Annotated in this window: 11 protein-coding genes; 10 read left to right on the top strand and 1 reads right to left on the bottom strand. The window is 49.5% G+C overall.

Features of this window, described 5'->3' with window-relative positions; all coding sequences use genetic code 11:
- The first annotated feature begins 24 nt into the window (after positions 1-24).
- Both NYE35_RS23185 and NYE35_RS23180 read left to right on the top strand, forming a co-directional pair.
- On the top strand, positions 25-1,449 hold the full coding sequence (locus tag NYE35_RS23185; protein WP_341122110.1) for a family 43 glycosylhydrolase: 1,425 nt from the start codon (positions 25-27) through the stop codon (positions 1,447-1,449).
- A 26-nt stretch (positions 1,450-1,475) separates the two neighbouring features.
- Positions 1,476-3,479, top strand: coding sequence for a beta-galactosidase (locus tag NYE35_RS23180; RefSeq protein WP_341122109.1), 2,004 nt, complete (start codon positions 1,476-1,478; stop codon positions 3,477-3,479).
- A 75-nt stretch (positions 3,480-3,554) separates the two neighbouring features.
- On the opposite strand, the gene NYE35_RS23175 is transcribed toward NYE35_RS23180, so the two are convergent.
- On the bottom strand, positions 3,555-5,843 hold the full coding sequence (locus NYE35_RS23175) for a helix-turn-helix domain-containing protein (protein WP_341122108.1): 2,289 nt from the start codon (positions 5,841-5,843) through the stop codon (positions 3,555-3,557).
- Positions 5,844-6,136: 293 nt separating this feature from the next.
- Between NYE35_RS23175 and NYE35_RS23170 the strand changes: the two genes are divergently transcribed.
- The 8 genes from NYE35_RS23170 to NYE35_RS23135 all read left to right on the top strand — a co-directional run bounded on the left by NYE35_RS23170 (position 6,137) and on the right by NYE35_RS23135 (position 18,696).
- Positions 6,137-7,078 (top strand): ABC transporter permease, encoded by a 942-nt coding sequence (locus NYE35_RS23170; RefSeq protein WP_341122495.1) that lies wholly within the window; start codon positions 6,137-6,139, stop codon positions 7,076-7,078.
- 15 nt (positions 7,079-7,093) lie between these two features.
- The gene (locus tag NYE35_RS23165; protein ID WP_036683160.1) at positions 7,094-7,963 is read left to right on the top strand and encodes a carbohydrate ABC transporter permease; all 870 of its coding nucleotides are present in this window, start codon (positions 7,094-7,096) and stop codon (positions 7,961-7,963) included.
- 44 nt (positions 7,964-8,007) lie between these two features.
- Positions 8,008-9,570 carry an extracellular solute-binding protein gene (locus tag NYE35_RS23160; protein WP_341122107.1) on the top strand — a complete coding sequence of 521 codons (1,563 nt, stop codon included), beginning with the start codon at positions 8,008-8,010 and terminating at the stop codon, positions 9,568-9,570.
- Positions 9,571-9,616: 46 nt separating this feature from the next.
- Positions 9,617-10,396, top strand: a complete 780-nt coding sequence (locus NYE35_RS23155; protein WP_341122106.1) for a glucosamine-6-phosphate deaminase — start codon at positions 9,617-9,619, stop codon at positions 10,394-10,396.
- Positions 10,393-11,592, top strand: a complete 1,200-nt coding sequence (locus tag NYE35_RS23150) for an N-acetylglucosamine-6-phosphate deacetylase (RefSeq protein ID WP_341122105.1) — start codon at positions 10,393-10,395, stop codon at positions 11,590-11,592. The genes NYE35_RS23155 and NYE35_RS23150 overlap by 4 nt, the downstream gene beginning before the upstream one ends.
- Entirely contained in the window at positions 11,580-13,385 is a 1,806-nt protein-coding gene (locus NYE35_RS23145) for a DUF4838 domain-containing protein (RefSeq protein ID WP_341122104.1), read from the top strand. Before NYE35_RS23150 ends, NYE35_RS23145 begins: the two co-directional genes overlap by 13 nt.
- A 167-nt stretch (positions 13,386-13,552) precedes the next feature.
- On the top strand, positions 13,553-15,694 hold the full coding sequence (locus tag NYE35_RS23140; protein WP_341122103.1) for an S-layer homology domain-containing protein: 2,142 nt from the start codon (positions 13,553-13,555) through the stop codon (positions 15,692-15,694).
- A gap of 71 nt (positions 15,695-15,765) precedes the next feature.
- On the top strand, positions 15,766-18,696 hold the full coding sequence (locus NYE35_RS23135; protein ID WP_341122102.1) for an insulinase family protein: 2,931 nt from the start codon (positions 15,766-15,768) through the stop codon (positions 18,694-18,696).
- Positions 18,697-18,819: the final 123 nt, after the last annotated feature.

Genomic DNA, 18,819 nt, shown 5'->3' with positions numbered 1-18,819 from the left:
AATCTGATCCTCTGGAGGATAATCATGGACGAAAACGCGAATATAGTCACCCTATTAAATAGCGCTCCGCTTCTGGATATGAGCGGGAACCCTGTACATGCACATGGTGGACATATGCTCTATAAGGATGGATATTATTACTGGTTTGGTGAGAACCGGATGGATCGGCGGAGAGTGAACTGCTACCGATCTGTGGATCTAGTGAATTGGGAATGGCGCAATGATGTGCTCACACTCGATTCACCGGTACAGCCGATTTATCATCGCACCACATTAGAGCTTGAACCCTTGGACAGGGAGGGGCGCCCAACGGGTGCGGTAATTGAGCGCCCAAAAGTACTCTACAACAAACTTACAGGGAGATTTGTTATGTGGATGCATTGGGAAAATGGACGCGACTACTCTGATGCGCGCTGCGCGATCGCTGATTGCGGGACGGTAGATGGGGATTATGTTTACCGGGGCAGCTTTAATCCGATAGGTAACATGTCTCGTGACTGCACCTTGTTCCAGGATGACGATGGGACGGCTTATTTTATCTCCGCGGCAAGGGAAAATGCTGATCTTATTATGTATCGTCTGTCACCTGATTACCTCAGCATAGAAGAACAGGTCAAGACCTTGTGGCCCGGACAAGCGCGTGAAGCACCTGCATTAATGAAACGTCAGGGTGTATATTTCCTCATCTCGTCCGCCTGTACGGGCTGGTTGCCTAACCAAGGAACCTATGCCTGGTCCGAGGAATTATTTGGTCGTTGGTCACCCTTGCTGCCTTTGGGCGACATCACTACATACGACAGCCAGCCTGCTTTTATAGTTCCTATTGTAGGAACAGACAATGACCAGTGCTCTTACCTGTATGTTGGGGATCGCTGGGACCCTGCGGATTATTATGCCTCTTCCTATGTATTTCTGCCGCTCAGCTTTCCTTCTGACCGGGAAATGAAGCTTGACTGGGCAGAGCGAACCGTGATTGACCTTAGGAAGGGAATCGTAGCTGTGGAATGCGGCTCTGGTAGTGGTCTGTTCAGATTGAAAAGCTTAGGAATGGGGCTTTATCTGGCGGCGGGAAATCAATCTATTGAACATGAGGAGACCCTGAACGTCGAAGTCCGTACGCTTTCGTATGAAGATCAGCAGCAGAGATGGACGGTTGAATACGGGGAGAAGGGCAGGGCAAGAATTCGAAACAATGTAAAGGTCTTATCTATTGGCCCGTTGAATTCCTTGCTGCTGGAGCCTATTCGGGACAACGAAGATCAGTTTATATGGTTGCTTACAGAGACAGAAGCAGGTTCACTGACTATTGGGAGCAATGACGGAAGAGTTCTTACCGTAGCAGGAGAACAGCATGGGGGCTGGGGTTGTGTGTTTCTTGAATCCAAACGCTGCCATGATCCCCGTATAGTTGCAGACCCGCAGCTTTTTCAACTGATTTCAGTAAGGTAAACAGTTTAGAGAAAAGAGGTATACCGATGAGTTTATCTGTCTCCTTCCCTATGGAATGGTTTAAAAGTGCCCCTCATACACAACTTACTGCGACTTCCTCTGAGGCGTTTCAGTTAATCACTACACCAGAAGGTGGTGGATTTGAGCTTCAGCCAGGGCATCTGGAATCCGCCGCTTGGTGCGATTATGGTTTCGTTAATGCGGAGGTTTACCATGAAAGCCATGATGTTCTGGTGCTGTTATTCAGTTTTTATGATCGGGATCATCGCGTCATTACTTATCATGTGGGAATTTTACCTGGTGTGCGCACGAAAATTTGTTTACCCTTGATTCATTTAAATGGGGAGAAGTTGTTCCTTCCCCGTTATCCGGGTGTGATGCAGACAGTACTGCGGGGAGATGCAGGCATCGATCGCAAGCATATCACCCGATTCTCTATCGCTACTCTCCCTTCAACAACAAGTAGAGCTGTGCAAATTAGTGGCTTAGCTCTAAGTCTAACTGAGCCCGCCTTTGAGTATGAACAGCAACCATATATAGATGATCTGGGCCAATTAAAGGGAAGGGATTGGCCAGGGAAAACGGTTGATGCAGAAGCGTTGACGGAACGGCTGCGCGCAGAGTGGCAACTTGCGGCACAAGTTGATCACAGTGGAGGTGACCTCAGCAGGTACGGAGGTTGGAAAGCGCTGAGATTCGCGGCAACTGGATATTTCCGCATGGAGTTTGACGGCAGCCGCTGGTGGTTCGTTGACCCAGAGGGTTATGCCCTGTTCAGTACGGGGATGGACTGTGTGGGTCCGGCTTGTTCTATGCATGTAACTGGTATGGAACACTTGATACCCTCATTGCCGGAGCGGGAAGGAATCTATCAAGAAGCTTGGTCACAGGATGGCGAGGAATTCAGCTTCGAGATTGCTAATCTGATCACTGCTTTTGGGGCGGAGTGGCGCTCTAACTGGGTGGCTATGACGGATTTTCGCTTACAACAATGGGGATTCAACACCATCGGTAACTGGTCCAATGATCTTTTTATTGAGGAATCTCAGCTTCCGTATGTTTATCCTCTAGTGGACTTTCCTATGACGGAGCAATCTATTTTCCGGGATTTCCCGGATGTGTTTAGCCCGGAGTATGAGCGGAATGCCGGGAGCTTTGCGGAGCAGCTTCTTCCATTAAGGGAAGATCAGAGAATGGTTGGCTATTTCATGCGTAATGAGCCGCATTGGGCATTCGTGGATGGGTTGAATTTGACCGGGCAGATGCTGAAATCTCCGGTCCGTTATGCCAGCAAGAAGAAATTCATTCGCTGGCTTGCAGAAAAGTACAAAACAGTGGAGCAATTAAACATGGCGTGGGATAGTGTTTTTGAAGAATTCGAGGATTTATACGATGTATCGAATGTGAATGTAACCGGGGATAATCTCACTTCTGCCCGAGAAGTGGATTATAACCAGTTCAACCGGATCATGATCCGGCGGTATGTAGAAGTGCCAGCCTGTCTTTGCAAGCAGACGGATCCGAATCATCTGAATTTGGGAATGCGTTATGCCTGGGTTGGCAGTGATGAGGTGCTGGAGGGCTGCGAATGGTTTGATGTATTCTCTATGAACTGCTATCAGTTCAGTCCTGACAAGGAACAGATCGCCCAGATCAGCGGACGACTGAACAAACCAGTCATGATTGGGGAATATCATTTTGGTGCGGCTGAAGGCGGCATGTTGGCTTATGGGATCCGTGCGGTGGCAACTCAGAAGGAGCGCGGTGAAGCTTGCCGTTATTATGTAGAGCAGGGGGCAGCCATCCCGCAGCTGATCGGAGTTCATTATTTTCAATGGAATGATCAGCCTGTGCTAGGACGTTATGACGGAGAAAACTATCAAATCGGCGTAGTGGATGTCTGCAACCGTCCATATGAACCTTTCGTGCAAGCAGCGAAAAAGGCCCATGACCAGATGTATCAGGTGCGGACGGGGAGGACAGCACCCTATAATATTGTGCCAATAGAGATTCCGAAAACGGGATTCTGATTGCAAATCTTTACAACAAAAAGGCCCCCAGCCAATGGGGGCCTTTTTTGTCCTCTCCTCTGCAATGTAGCCCCTTTATAAGCCAAGGCCGGAGGAGGGGAGTGAACCATCACGGGAATAGCGCTTGCGGTATTCCCCCGGAGTTATTCCGGCACAACGTTTGAACATACGGATGAAGGAATTTACGTTCTGATAACCAACCTGAAGCGCGATATCCTGAATCCGCAGTTCCAGATTCATTAGCAGCTCTTTGGCCCGCTCAATCCGCAGATTGTTCAGATATTCACTGAAGTTGATGTTTGTTTTCTCTTTAAAAATGCTGGACAGGTAACCTGGAGTTAAATTCAACTTGTCTGCTACTAGGTTGAGGTTGATGTCCTCGCCGTAATGTTTGTCTAAGTAATCCAGCACAAAGCTGATAATGGGGTCGCGCGACTCCGAGCGGTTACTGATGACCACGAGCACAGGACGAACCAGATCACGCAGCCATTCCTTGTATTGATCCATTGAGTGGAAAGCGTTAAATGGCTCTAGACGGGGTGGTAAGAGACGCTCCGCTTCCGCTTGGGGCAGATTCAGCTTCGTCACCGTTTTGCTCGTCTGTTCCGCTGATCCCAAGGCAAATGCCCGAAAATCCGCCGCCGCCGCGTCCTTGTGCTGCAGTTGCTCCAGCTGACGATCCAGCCAAGCGAATACAGCCTCCTCATTGCCAGACTGCAGCAGATTGTGCAGCTCCTCTCCGTGTGTCACCTTTAAATGAAAGGATTTGGCGGACGAAGCTCTAGGTTCTACGATAATTTGTGTTTCCCCGTTCAATCTACGCTCATTTAACAACATCGATAGATTATTGTAGGCATCGGTAAATGAGGTTTCGCCTGAATATACCGGACTTACAGCAATAGTCAGGTATAAGGATATCTCCGAATCCAGCAGTTCTTTCAGTGCATCAAGAGCCTGCAGAAAACTGCTCTGCGGTCCGGGGTTGAACAGGAGCAGCAAGAGCTGATCCTGCTCCGGCTGGAGTGCGACGCTGTCGCTTTCACCTCCGGTGATCAAGGTTTGGATTAGCTTCCATAACATCAGTGTGTGTTTCTCAAATTCGTCCGGCAAGGTTTTGAAGCTGACCTTGAACAGAATGGAGGCATAGGGTAGTTCGGATTGCCGGACATCTTCAAGCTCCGCAAGACTTTTACTCAGCGGGATATTTTTCACTTTATGAGTGTAGGCATATTGGCGTACCAGTGAGTTCTTATGATCAAGATCGGTCTGGATGAATCGGTTATTCTCCAAAATGGAGCTCAGGCGGTCGCCGATAATGGCGAATTCCTTCACACTGCTCAATTTTTCTGGCCGGCTGCCCGCTTTACGGTCCAAGGCAGCAATCAGGCGCTGGAGCGGCTGGTTAAGCCGATGGCTGAAGATCAGGGATGAGAGAACACTGATCAGTACTGCCGCAGAGAGTAACACAGCCAGCAATAGCTGCATACCACGCATTTCTGCGGCAATAGCCGCTACCTCGGTCACTCGGATATAGGTGAATCCGGTTTGTTTACCTTTTTCATAGAAGTAATATTGATCTCCGACCCGCTCATGGGCATTGCTACTTTCCGGAAGCTGGCTTGTTTGCAGTTTAACATCTGATGTAGAGAACAATAAATTTTCTTGTGCATCCAGAATATAGAATGGGGTATTGCCGGCATCACCGTAGGTATCCTGCATCAGCTGCGGATTCAGCATGACAATCCCATACACTTCCTCATAAGGAATCGCTTTGACCAGCACTGGCATTAACCTTCCGAGCGTACGGGTGGAATGTATAGTTTTCTCGGTAAAGGTTACGGCGGGCATGACTTTTAAAAATTGATTGTCCATCGTTTGCCGGCTCCAGTACTCCGGAGGGTATTCTGCACTGAAGTAGTATTTACCGAACATATCTGCGGCGCTGCTCAGGCCCTCCCTCTCCAGTACATAATCTTCCTTTTTAAAATAAAGAATGAAATTTTCGATATGCAGAAAAGGATTAGCATACAAAGTTGAGAGATCCGATGTCACTTCTGCCGGGATATCATATCGACGGTTCTCTTTGAGGTGGCTTAAAATGCCCAGATTGGCAGTCCATGAATCGGATTGGGTGAGGGCAAGAATCATGTTCTGGGTCAACCGGAAATGATTTTCGTAGCCTTCGACCGTTTGTGCGAGTCCAAGCTCATTTTGACGGATCATCTCCTTATAGATTTTGCCGCTTAAATAGAGATGGGAGAACAGATTAAATGATGCCAAAATCAAGATGACACTGAGGAAGCTTAGCATCAGCTTAACGAACAGGGCATTCAGCGCAAATTTGCCTGTAACGGATCCCTTCATATGTATCCCCCTTTGGATGCACCCGTAAATGAATTGGATTAATTCTATCATAGCGGCAAAAAGCTAACACCAACAATATGCAATTTTGCTGATTTGTACGCTATTCTATGGAAATCCGCAGTTAAGGCGAAATGTTATATAACATGTAGATAGCGCTTTCCAAAGAAATGCAGCTATAATTCGGAGACAAATCCCAGAAAAAAGGGGGAAGTAATCTGACATCTATATGATTTATGATCATTTTAACAAGAGGAGACATGCATATGGCTCAAGCTAGCGTAGTGCAGGACAAAATGCGAAAGAAAGTGCACCGGCAACCCCAACACCACAAAACGGGAATCCTTAGAACTTGGAATAAAAACAAGGCGCTCTGGCTGCTGTTCCTGCCGTGCCTGTTGTATTATTTGATCTTCCGCTATGCACCGATGTTTGGATTAGTTATCACTTTCAAGGATTACAATCTTTTTAAAGGGATTTGGGCCAGCGATTGGGTGGGACTCAAATATTACAGGATGTTTATAGAGAATCCCGATTTTTGGCCGCTGATGAAAAATACTTTTCTGCTTGGTTTATATAAGCTGTTTTTTGGCTTCCCGGCACCAATTCTACTGGCGATTTTGCTTAATGAGGTGCGCAAGGCTGCTTTCAAACGAGTTGTGCAGACCGTAAGTTATCTTCCACATTTTATCTCAAATGTCATTGTTGCCAGTATGGTGATTATGTTTTTATCCCCAACCGGAGGGCTGATTAATAATCTGCTTGGTGCCATAGGGATTGGACCGATCAATTTCATGAACGAACCTGGATTGTTCCGCGGTATTTATGTCCTGTCGGAGATCTGGCAGCATATCGGCTGGGAGACCATTATCTACTTGGCCGCGTTGACCGCTATCGACCCGCAGCTGTATGAAGCTGCTGATATGGACGGAGCCAGCCGCATGCGTAAAATATGGCATGTCACCTTGCCCGGCATTTCACCCGCCATCGTGATCACCTTGATTCTTAATATCGGTAAAGTGCTCGAGATTGGCTTCGAGAAGGTGTTCCTGATGCAGAACCCGGCGATCTACGACACAGCGGATATTATCAGTACTTATGTCTATAGGGTGGGTATGGTGCAGGGGAACTTCAGCTATGGCGCTTCTATTGATCTCTTCATGGGCGTGATTAGCTTGATCTTCATCTATACAGCAAATTACATCAGCCGTCGTGTAAGCGAGACAAGTTTATGGTAGAAAAGAGGTGTGGTGATGAGATCACCCCGTTTATCCTGGTTTAATGTCGTGAGCACTTTTATCCTTCTCGTGGTTGTGGTGGTCACGCTTTATCCGTTCCTGCATATGCTCGCTGTCTCTCTCAGTAGTGATGTGCATGTCATGAAGAATACAGTTTCTTTCTGGCCTAAGGGTTTTAACCTGAATATGTATAAGCTTGTACTCGGAGATTCGCAAATCTGGGTGGCTTACAAAAATACACTCATTTACACCGTGCTTGGCACCTTTATCTCGTTGGTGGTTACCTCCACGGGTGCCTATGCACTCTCACGCAGTGATATGGCGCTGCGCAAGAGCTTCACCCTGTTGATTGTGGTGACGATGTTTTTCAGCGGAGGGATGATTCCTACGTTCCTCGTGGTTCGCTCCCTGGATCTGGTCGATACCGTATGGGGCATGGTGCTGCCGGGGGCGGTTAGCACTTGGAATCTGATTCTGATGCGGACCTTTTTCTCCGGCATTCCTAAAGAGCTGGAGGAGTCAGGCCGCATCGACGGCCTGAATGATATCGGCATATTTATCCGTATTATTGTTCCGCTTTCCAAGGCTTCCTTCGCCACCATAGCACTCTTTTACGCGGTTGGCATGTGGAATAACTTTATTTACCCGCTGCTCTACCTGCGCTCACCGGATTTGTTCCCGCTGCAAGTGCTGCTGCGCAATTTGGTGCTGGCTGGCAGTGCTAGCTCGGGAGATGTTACTAGCATTGGAGGTGACAACATGGTGATAGAAGAATCGCTGAAGTACGCGACGATTATGGTCTCGACGCTTCCGATTCTGATTGTGTATCCATTTGTGCAGAAGTATTTCGTTAAGGGGGCCATGATTGGCGCGGTTAAAGGCTGAGGTGGGTGGAACCGTCACAAATTCAGAATAAGGGAGAGATCGTAATGAACAAATGGAAATCTGTACTGCTGCCACTGGTAATTGCAGCAACCGTAGTAACTGGCTGCAGCGGAGGGGGCAATGACACCTCGCCGCAGAGTAATACTCAGGGCAGTAGTACCGCTTCACCTACTGACTCGTCCAAAACGGAAAAAACCTTCACTGCGCTCTTAGACAACAATGCTACGTTCCCTTATTCGAAAAGCTGGCCCATTTGGAGCTGGCTGAAGGAGAAAACCGGTGTCACACTCGAGGTGCAGACCCCTTCCGGAAAGCTTGAAGAGAGCTTGAACCTGGCGATTGCCTCGAAGGCAATGCCGGATCTGATGTATATGCCTAACCGCAAAGAATCGAATAAATTCGGGCAACAGGGTGCGTTGGTGGATTTGATGGAGTATATGGACAAAATGCCGAATCTGACCGCCTGGGTAAAGCAGTATCCAGAGGAAGCGAAGGCTGCACTGTCTGCTGATGGCAAAATGTATATGTTCCCGAATCAGGGCTTTGGCGAGACGAATCGCATGATCTGGTTATACCGTAAAGACATTTTTGACAAAGAAGGAATCCAGGCACCAGCCACATATGAGGAGCTGCATACAGCTCTAAAAACCTTGAAGGCGAAATATCCGGACAGCTATCCGCTTTCGATCCGCTACGGACAAATTCCCGATGAAATGAATGCCAATATGACTGTGAATTACGGGACGGGTGAAGGGGCTTATTATGATTTTGATAAAAAAGAGTGGCTTTTTGGACCCACGGAAGATAGTTACAAGGAAATGGTTGGCATGTGGAAAATATTTTATGACGAAGGGCTGATTCCGCCCGACTTTCTATCTCTGCAAACTAAGCAATGGCAGGACATGGTGTCCACGGGCAAATCGTTTGTGACCATTGATTACATCAGCCGGATCGATTTTTTCAACAATGCGATGCAGCAGGAAAATCCGGAGTTCAACATGCAGTTCATGGCTCCTCCAGCGGGCATTGCCGGCGGCAAGCAACTGAACCCGTATTTTCATTATATGGAAGGTGGCCTAACCGTGGCATCAACCTCAAAGAACATCGATGATGTGACGAGCTATATGGACTTTTTCTATTCCGAAGAGGGACGTACGCTCAGCAGCTGGGGCGTGGAGGGCGAGACGTATGTGAAGGAAGGCGACACGATCAAGTTCAAACCAGAGTACAACGATGTGATCGAAATGCGGAAACAGACAGGACTTCAGACTAGCGGAACGTACACATGGATCGACTTTGGCTCACATCTGTCGTTGTTCTCAGACAATTTAAAGTATGCCTTTGAAGAAGCAACGAAATATGATCCGTCCATGATGCAGCCGCGTCCTGCATTTACGGAGAAAGAGAATGAAATTATCGCGATTACCGGCCAGGCGATCCAAAAACACCGCGATGAAAGCTTTGCCAAGTTTGTTACCGGCTCCCGAAAGCTGGCCGACTGGGACAAATATGTGGAGGAGATGAACAATCTCGGCGTGGATAAGCTGCTGGCTACTTATAAGGAAGCTTACGACCGTGTTCAGAACATTCAGTTAAACGGGAATTAATCTGTCTGGTGCCAAGGACAATAGTTGCCCGGAAAGGATGAGCGGTATGAATGACATCATTAAGCCTTTAGAGACACACAGAGTAGAGCAGATGTCCGTTCAGGTTTATGAAGATCGTAGCCTAATGGGCGTTGCGGCGGCATCGCAGGTTGCGCAGAAAATTAGAGCTTTGCTTCAAGATTCTGCGCGTCAGGTCCGAATTGTGTTTGCTGCCGCACCTTCGCAAAATGAACTGTACGAGGGGCTGGTGCGGGAGCAGGGGATTGATTGGTCCCGGGTCAATGCTTTTCATATGGATGAATATATTGGCCTTGCGGCTTCGGCTCCCCAGCGTTTCGGCCGTTTTTTGACAGATCGGCTATATAGTCGGGTTAACCCTGGCCGGGTAGAACTGCTGGATGGTCTCGCCGCTGATGTGGTGCAGGAATGCCAGAGATATTCGGCTTTGTTGAGCGAGGAGCCTATTGATATCGTTTGCCTCGGGATCGGGGAAAACGGGCATATCGCGTTTAATGATCCGCCAGTCGCTAATTTTACCGACCCGCAGCTGGTCAAAGCGGTCGAACTGGAGGAAGCCTGCCGCCGCCAGCAGGTGAATGACGGTTGTTTTACCGGGCTGGACGAGGTGCCAACCCATGCGCTGACGCTTACGGTACCAGCCTTGCTGGCTGGCCGTCACCTGTACGGAATTGTACCTGGGGTGTCCAAACGCAATGCTTTACAGGCGGCGCTCCATGATTCGATCGGCACGGCATGTCCAGCTACTATTCTGCGAACCCATCCGGAGATCACGATGTTCACGGATCGGGCTGCCTTCGGCCTATGAACGTGTCAATTAAAGGAAAGCACTACAAGACTGGGCTGCCGGTTGAGGTAAGTGTCGAGCAGGGGCGAATCACTTCGGTCACCGAACTTGCGGAGAGTCCAGCCATGGCCGATTGGCCCTGGCTGGCACCCGGGTTGGTGGATCTGCAAGTGAACGGGGGCTGGGGGCTGGATCTCAACACGCTGCCTTTGCAGCCTGCCACGGTATTGGAACTGTCCCGACTTCTGCTAGGAAACGGGGTTACCAGCTATTGTCCAACTCTGATTACCAATGGCAAAGAAGCGCTGGCTCAAGCGATCTCAGCCATTGCGGAAGCCGCTTCGCTGTATCCGGAAGATGCTGGGGGGATTGTAGGTATTCATCTGGAAGGACCTTTTCTGTCACCAGAAGAGGGTCCACGCGGCGCTCATCCAAGGGAACATATTGGCCCGCCGGATTGGGATATGTTGTGCCGCTGGCAGGAAGCGGCTGAAGGGCTTATCCGTATCCTCACCGTCTCCCCGGAATGGCCAAACGCCGCTGCATTTATCGCCCGGTGCAGTGAATCAGGCATCCTTGTTTCCATAGGGCATACAGCAGCTTCCCCCGAGCAGATTAGGGAGGCGGTTGCCGCAGGAGCGGTGATGTCTACGCATCTCGGCAATGGTACACATCTGACGCTGCCCCGTCATCCCAACTATTTGTGGGAGCAGCTGGCGGCGGATGAACTATACGGCTGTATGATTGCAGATGGCCAACATTTACCACCCGCTCTGTTGAAAGTAATCCTACGGATGAAGCGCAGCCGCACCATCTTGGTCAGCGATGCTGTATCACTGAGCGGAATGCTGCCGGGAACTTACCACCTGCACATCGGTGGAGAGGTTGTATTAACAGCAGAAGGACGGCTGCATCTGGCCGGTAATCCGCAGCTGCTGGCAGGCTCCGCCATGATGCTTCCAGATCAGGTAGCCTATCTTGCGGAGGCTGGATTAGCCCGGCTGGATGAAGCCTGGGATTGTGCTTCTGTTCATCCGGCTACTTTGCTGGGGCTGGAGCAGGCGGCAGGGCTTAGGGCTGGAGCACCTGCCGATCTCGTGAGCTTCTGCTATGACGACAGGACACTTACCGTGCTGGAATGCTGGAAGAATGGTCACAGCAGGGCTTGCAGTAATGAATTACAGCAAAGATTAGGAGGAGAACGATGCAGAGCTTGATACCGCAACCGAAGCAGATCCAAGTGAAAGAGGGAGAAGCTTTTCAGTTCAGCGAGGATGTAAGCCTGAGCCTCTACATGGAGCGGCATGATCCGAGACTGGTGGTTCATTGCCGCCGCTCGTTTCCGGAGCTGGAATGTACACATGTTATCTCGGGAAAAGGATATTCACTTATTCTTCAGAGTCTCTCGCAGCCAGAAACGGAAGGAGCACAGCCAGATGAAGTGGATCTGAAATTGCTTAACGGCCGGGCGGAAGGGTACAGGCTGGAGGTGTCGGAGTGCCGGATGGTAATCCAAGCACTGGACGCGCCGGGGCTGTTTTACGGGTTACAAACGTTACTACAGCTGCGTAAGTCAGCAGGGGAAGTTCCTGCCGTGACCATCACAGACTGGCCGGACACTTCTGTGCGGGCGATGAACTTTGATCTTCGCCAGACATTTTCCAAGCCAGAGCTGCTGTTATCGTATTTGGCGGATTTTGCCCGGTATAAAACGAATGCGGTTCTGATTGAATACGAAGATAAATTCCCATTTCAAAAATACCCGGAATTCGTGCATCCACAGCATTCGTTAAGCCTCACACAGCTAGAGGAGCTGAAACGCACAGCCCATGAATATTTTATTGAGATCATTCCGCTGCAGCAGAGCTTTGGACATCTGGAGTATGTGCTCCGCCACGACACCTGGCGGCACTTGCGCGAAACGGAGTTATCCCTCGGGGAGATCTGCCCGTCGCATCCGGAATCCTTCGAGCTGATTACCGATCTGTTACAGGGGATGATGGATGCCCATCCTGATTCCCGTTATATTCACCTCGGCTGCGACGAGGTGTACAGCTTATGTGAATGCGAACGCTGTAAAACGTTGTTCGGAGGGGTACGGGAGCGGGCGTTTATCGCTTTTTTGAACACTTTGATTGAATTTACAGCCAGCCGTGGTAAAAAAGCGATTTTCTGGCATGACATGCTGGACAAATGCCCGCCGGAAGAACTGGCAAAGCTGGATAAGCGGAGTGCGGCGATGATCTGGATATACAACGGACGTAATATCGAAGCTGAGGTTTCCTCTCTTGCGGATAAATTCAGGTCACTAGGTATCGAGGTTATGGGAGCACCGGCGGTTCGCAGCTTTGACTGGGCTGAACATCAGAATTATCCGGTACTATTGAACCGGACGGATAATCTGCTCCAATGGGCGGAGACAGCGGATAAGCTGGACCTCGGTTGCATCGTCGCCACGAACTGGACGGGGCCGTTCAGCCTTGGCGTTCCTTATGGTATCTTCGAGACGACGTGGTATCCGATGCTGCTGCACGCCGATTTGGCCTGGAACCGCAAAGCGGACGCCTCAACATTTATCGATCGATTCATGGAGCGGTTTCATGGCATTGATCCTAGAACAGGTCATGCTCAGCTCGGGAATTATCAGCTGGAAGATTATTATGATGTTATCTGGAAGCTGCTGGACAAGGTGAAGGATCATAAGGATGAAGCAGAGCTGATTGCCATTATGCATGATTTTGAAGCGGCGACGGACCGTTCGCGGGCGATCCACAAATATGTCTACCGCTGGGAGCTCTATCCGGGAGACGATGCGGAATGGCATTCGCTGCTGAACAATTACATGAGAAATCGCCGTGGACGTGAGAACGTTTTGCCTCGCATGAAAGCGGTTTTGGAGCGTTACCAGCCATCCGATATGGCGGAGCATTTTGTGAAATCCCGGTTCTATCTTCACGATTATCTGGAGCAGACATTATACCGTGAGCTGGGGTTTGGCCAGGCTGAATAAAGGTTTTGAAAAGATCGTACGGCTACCGTGTAAGCGGGTAGCTGTGCGGTCTTTTGTTATTCCTATCTGGATAAAAATGTATATTGAAACATAGTCAGGAACAAAATCCCATTTCGCTGCGTCTAACCTTATAAAGTTCTAGCAAACTACATTGGAGGAGAATGAATATGAGAGCAACACCCATAAACAGGACGATAAGGAAGGTTACACTTACCGCATTATGTATTTTGCTTGTATTGCTGAGTGGCAGGGTAATGGCGGAGCCGTCTCCGGCACAAAAGACAACCGCGGTATTCACAGCGGAGATGCAGAGTACCTTGGAAGGGGCGCAGAATGTGCTGCTTACGATACAGCCATTCCCGGACGAAGCAGCCGTAGGTTTCTTCAAGAATGGGCGCAGTCTGCCCAAGGGATATCTGGAGCAGACTGCCGATAAGATTCTGGAACAGCGGGGCAAGTTCACCAAGGTGGCAGAGCTAACTCGAACAGCGTTGGCTTACAGTGCTGCGGGGGGAAACATCAACAACATCGCGGGTATTGATCTTTATCCATTCCTGATGAATCATGACGGAATTGATTCGGAAGGGGCAGCAGCGGTAGCAGCCGCCTATATTACCTCGAAGAACTCCATTTCAAATTCATTGGAGCGGACAAACCGTTACCCCGATTTGCTGTTTTATCAGCTGCTTGATATGCAGCTAGCGGATGGCAGCTGGCCGCTGGCCGGGCAGAAGCAAGGAGATCTGGTAGCTACTGCCTGGGTACTGACGGCACTTGCTTCGGAAGTGAGTTCAGAACAAACTGCGCAGCCGATTGAGAAGGCTTTGCAGTGGCTTAAGAGCAAGCAGCAGCTAGACGGAGGATTCGATGGTAAAACTACGACGACAGCGCAGGTGATTGTTGCTTTATCCTCGCAGGGAGTTGATGCAGCAGATTTCACCAAGGAAGGCGGAGCCTCGTTGCTGGACCATTTGCTGGCGCGGAAGCTTACGGGTGGCGGCTTTGCGCAGACAGCAGGCGGAGGAAACGATAGTCCCGCTACTGTGCAAGCCTACCTTGCCTTGACTTCCTATAAGCTGCTGTCCAAGCAGGCTGGCATGCTGTATAGCGGACTACATCATGCTGGACTTGACCGGGCAACGATTCAGGTCGAAGGACCCGGTGGCACCCTTGCCGGGGGGCATATTGTTGGCGGAGATGCTGTGAAGGCAGCGGCAGCTTTTTTACAGGCGAAGGGTCTGGCGTATAAGCTGAATGCGGATGCAGCTAAACCGGCCTTCACAGCTATAGAAGGGATTCAGAACGGGCGATACAATGGACGCGGAGAATGGAAGATTGCTGTATTCAGCGGGGGTAGTGCATGGATGTATCCTGAGAATAGCCCGTACAGACTGACAATAGGCAATGGGGATCAGCTGCTTGTTTACTACGCGGATGATACAGAACTGCTTGACCGGATGGAAGTGAAATGGAAAGATAAAAACGGCCAGGAAATGGGTGGATACGCAAGCGCCAATATGCCGTTTTCCCTCCATATCACCAAGTCAAACGGTCAGCTGGGCGGTCTTCCGGCTTTCGGCACTACAGTGACACTTCAAGGAAAAAGCGTAGTGGCTGACAGCACGGGAAAGGTGTCTTTTGCCGGGATGAAGCCCGGTGTCTATCCTGTGCAAGTCACCAAATACCGTAAAGATGCCGCTCCAGCACTTTCCAAACGGACGTTTGCGCTGCATGTCTCTTCCCCGGAATTGGCCAGCTTTACGGATGCCAATAAAGTCGCAGCTTGGGCACGTTTGGATATCGCAACAGCGCTCAGCAGCGGATATATTCAGGGCGTGAGTGCCAGCGGAAATGTGCTGGCTCCTAAGCAGAAGCTGACCCGGGCTGAATTTCTGACCCTGCTGTTGCGGCTATTGCATGAGTTCCCCGATGCCAAGGCCACTTCTAGCTTTAAGGATGTTCCGGCGGACAAATGGTACAGCGGTACCATCGCCAAGGCTGAGGAGCTGGGCATTATCAGCTCTTCAGCCGGCAAGTTCGAACCGGACCACGGTATTACGCGGGAAGAAGCGGCGGATATGGTAACCAAAGCTGCCCGGTTGTCTACGTACGGCAGTCCGGACCGTGTGAAGTTTGCCGATACTTCCAGTTTGTCAGAGGCGAGCCGTCAGGCGATTCAGGCTGTGAATGAACATGAAGTAATGACCGGCAGCGGGGGCCGTTTCGATCCTAAGCAGATTCTGGTGCGTGAGCAGGCAGCGGCAATTTTAGTCAGACTGCAGAAATTAATCCCGGAAGCCTTCTATTAATGGAATAAACGTCCAGGGATATGATAAGCTTCAGATAGAGTTATCACATCCAGTGCAGAGGAGGCAAATCTATGAGCCGCTTGATCACAGGCAACATATATTATGGATTTCAGGTCGTTAATGAGGAATTTATCCGGGAGATCGATTCCGCCGTATTCACGATGGAACATCTGAAGAGCGGCGCCAGGCTGCTTTTCGTGCAGAATCAGGATGACAACAAGGTATTCAGCGTAAGCTTCAGGACTCCGCCTGAAGATAGCACAGGAGTCTTTCATATTTTGGAGCATTCCGTATTATGTGGTTCGGAGAAATATCCGGTGAAGGAACCTTTTGTAGAATTGCTAAAGGGCTCGATGCAGACATTCCTGAATGCATTTACGTTTGGGGATAAGACGATGTATCCGGTGGCGAGCCGGAATGAGCAGGATTTCTCCAATCTGATGGAGGTCTACCTGGATAGTGTCTTTCAGCCGAATATTTATAAGCAAAAGGAGATATTTGAGCAAGAGGGCTGGCATTACGAGCTTCAGCAAACTGAAGCTGATCTGATCTATAAAGGCGTGGTTTACAACGAGATGAAGGGTTCCTATTCCTCGCCGTTTACGGTACTGATGGACAGGATCAAAAAGTCGTTGTATCCAGACACGATTTACCGCCATTCTTCAGGTGGAGATCCGCAGGAGATTCCTGCGCTTACGTATGAGCAATTCCTTAAGGCGCACAGCAACTATTATCATCCGTCCAACAGTTATTTTTATCTGTACGGAGACGTCTCTATTGAAGAGAAGCTGCAATTTATAGACCAGGAATACCTTAGCCGTTATGAAAAGAACAGCTTTGATACCACCATTCCCCTACAACAGCCTACCGGAATGACGGAGCTGGTAGCGGATTATCCGATTCTGGAAGCAGAAACGGCCGACGACAAAACTTATTTGAGTCTGAACTATGTAATTGGAACCTCTACGGATCGGGAACTGAATCTGGCTTTTGATATTTTGAAAAGCATGCTAATGGACAGCAATGCAGCTCCGCTTAAGCAAGCCCTGCTGGAAAGCGGTCTGGGTAAAGATGCCTTTGCTTTTTATTCCGACAGTATGGTTCAGCCGCTGCTTGGTATTACCCTGACACATTCGAACGCCTCCGCCAAAGATGCCTTCGTGGAGCTGGTGAAGACCACATTAAGCAGCTTGGTTAAGAACGGGCTGGATGAGAAGCTGGTGCTGGCGGCGGTCAACAGCAAAGAATTTGAGCTGCGGGAAGCGGACTTTAGCCGATATCCAAAGGGACTTACTTACAATATCGAAGTGATGAAGTCCTGGCTCTATGACGGTCAGCCGTCTACTCATATGCTTTATGAAGAGGTATTCACTACCATTCGGGAAAAAATAACGGATCGTTATTTTGAGAAGCTGATTGAGGTCTACTTACTGAATAGTGATCATTGCAGTCTGGTGGTGCTGAACCCGTCCAAGACGATTGCAGCCGACAAGGAAGCGAGCACCCAGCGTCAATTAAGTGAATACAAATTATCACAGCAACCAGACCAGCTGGAGCAGCTTGTGCAGAGTACACAGCATCTTCTGGCGCGGCAAGGTCGTGCAGATGCAGCCGAGGATTTGCAGAAGCTGCCGAGTTTATCTCTACAGGACATTAACCGCAGTGCTGAACCTCAGGTGCCATCCCATGAATATAACCTTGAGGGTCTAAAGCTGATCCACCATGACGTATCTACTCAAAAGATTGCGTACTGCAAGTTTTATTGGGATACGAGTGTTGTGGCTCCTGAGCAAATTCCTTATCTTGTACTGCTGGCAGAGGTATTGGGCCAAATGGAGACAGCTTCTTACAGCATTGAAGAGCTCACTAGTGAAATTGGGATCAAAACCGGAGGCATTCATTTCAAAAATGAGATCTTTGGCGCTGCAAAAGATACTGGAGCCAGTTATCAGCCTAAATTCACTGCGCAGGTTAAGGTGATGGCGGGGCATATTGGCGAATCGCTGGATCTGCTGCGCGAGCTGCTCTATACCAGCGCGCTTGATAATCTGACGAAGCTGCAGGAAATCGTCCGGCGAGAAGCCTCGCAGATGGAATCTGTTCTGAATCAAAAAGGCAATGAAATTGCGGCCAGCCGCCTGATGTCTTATTTTTCGGACATGGGAGCGTATCAGGAACAACAGGGTGGTGTGGCCTATTACCACTTTATCCGTGAGCTTGCCGAGAAGATCGATCAGCAGGGAGCTGAGGTGGCAGACACGCTGAAGGATATCTGTGCGGTTTTATTCAATAAACAGAATTTAATCATCAGCGTGACGGGTACCCCTGATTTGTATGAAGAATTTGCCGCTAATGTAGCGAAGCTGGATATTCAGGATCGGCCAGTGGTGAATAAACCTAAGATTACGGCGCAGGGGCATGCGGATAATGAAGGTTTTATGTCTTCCAGCCAGGTGCAATATGTGGTTAAAGGCTACGACTTCAACAAGCTGGGATTTACGTATTCCGGCAAAATGCAGGTGCTCAAAAAAATCATGAGCCTCACCTATCTGTGGAATGCCGTGCGCGTGAAGGGCGGAGCTTATGGCGGAAGCCTGATGCTGCGCAGAGATGGGATATTGATGTTCACTTCCTACCGTGATCCCAATTTGCAGGAGACGCTGGAGGTTTATGATCAGGCGTACCGATTCACCGAAGGATATGAAGCGGATGCCGACGAGATGACCAAAGCAATTATCGGCACCCTGTCCATGCTGGACCAGCCGCTGAGCCCAAGCGCTCAGGGACGGCGGGCGGACCGGCATTATTTTGAGCAGGTAACCGGGGCCGAGCTGCAGCAGGAACGGGATGAAATCTTGTCGACCACACCGGAAGACATCAGACAGTACACCGATTTGCTTAAGGCTGTGACGGAACAAAATTATTTCACTGTTGTCGGCAATGAATCCAAGCTGAAATCAACAAAAGGCTTATTCGGAAACCTAGAAGAACTTGTGATGTAATTCTCTCTATAAACTCCTCTTCAGTACCTGTCTGCCGACAAGTGCTGGAGAGGAGTTTTTTGTATTTAGATAGAACCTTGACAGTTAGAGTTCTATCTATTATGATATTGATGTTACTTAGAG

Origin of the sequence: Paenibacillus sp. FSL L8-0494, assembly GCF_038003695.1 — a bacterium.
GTDB classification, from domain to species: Bacteria; Bacillota; Bacilli; order Paenibacillales; family Paenibacillaceae; genus Paenibacillus_AQ; species Paenibacillus_AQ odorifer.
This window is presented reverse-complemented; position numbering and strand designations above follow the sequence as displayed.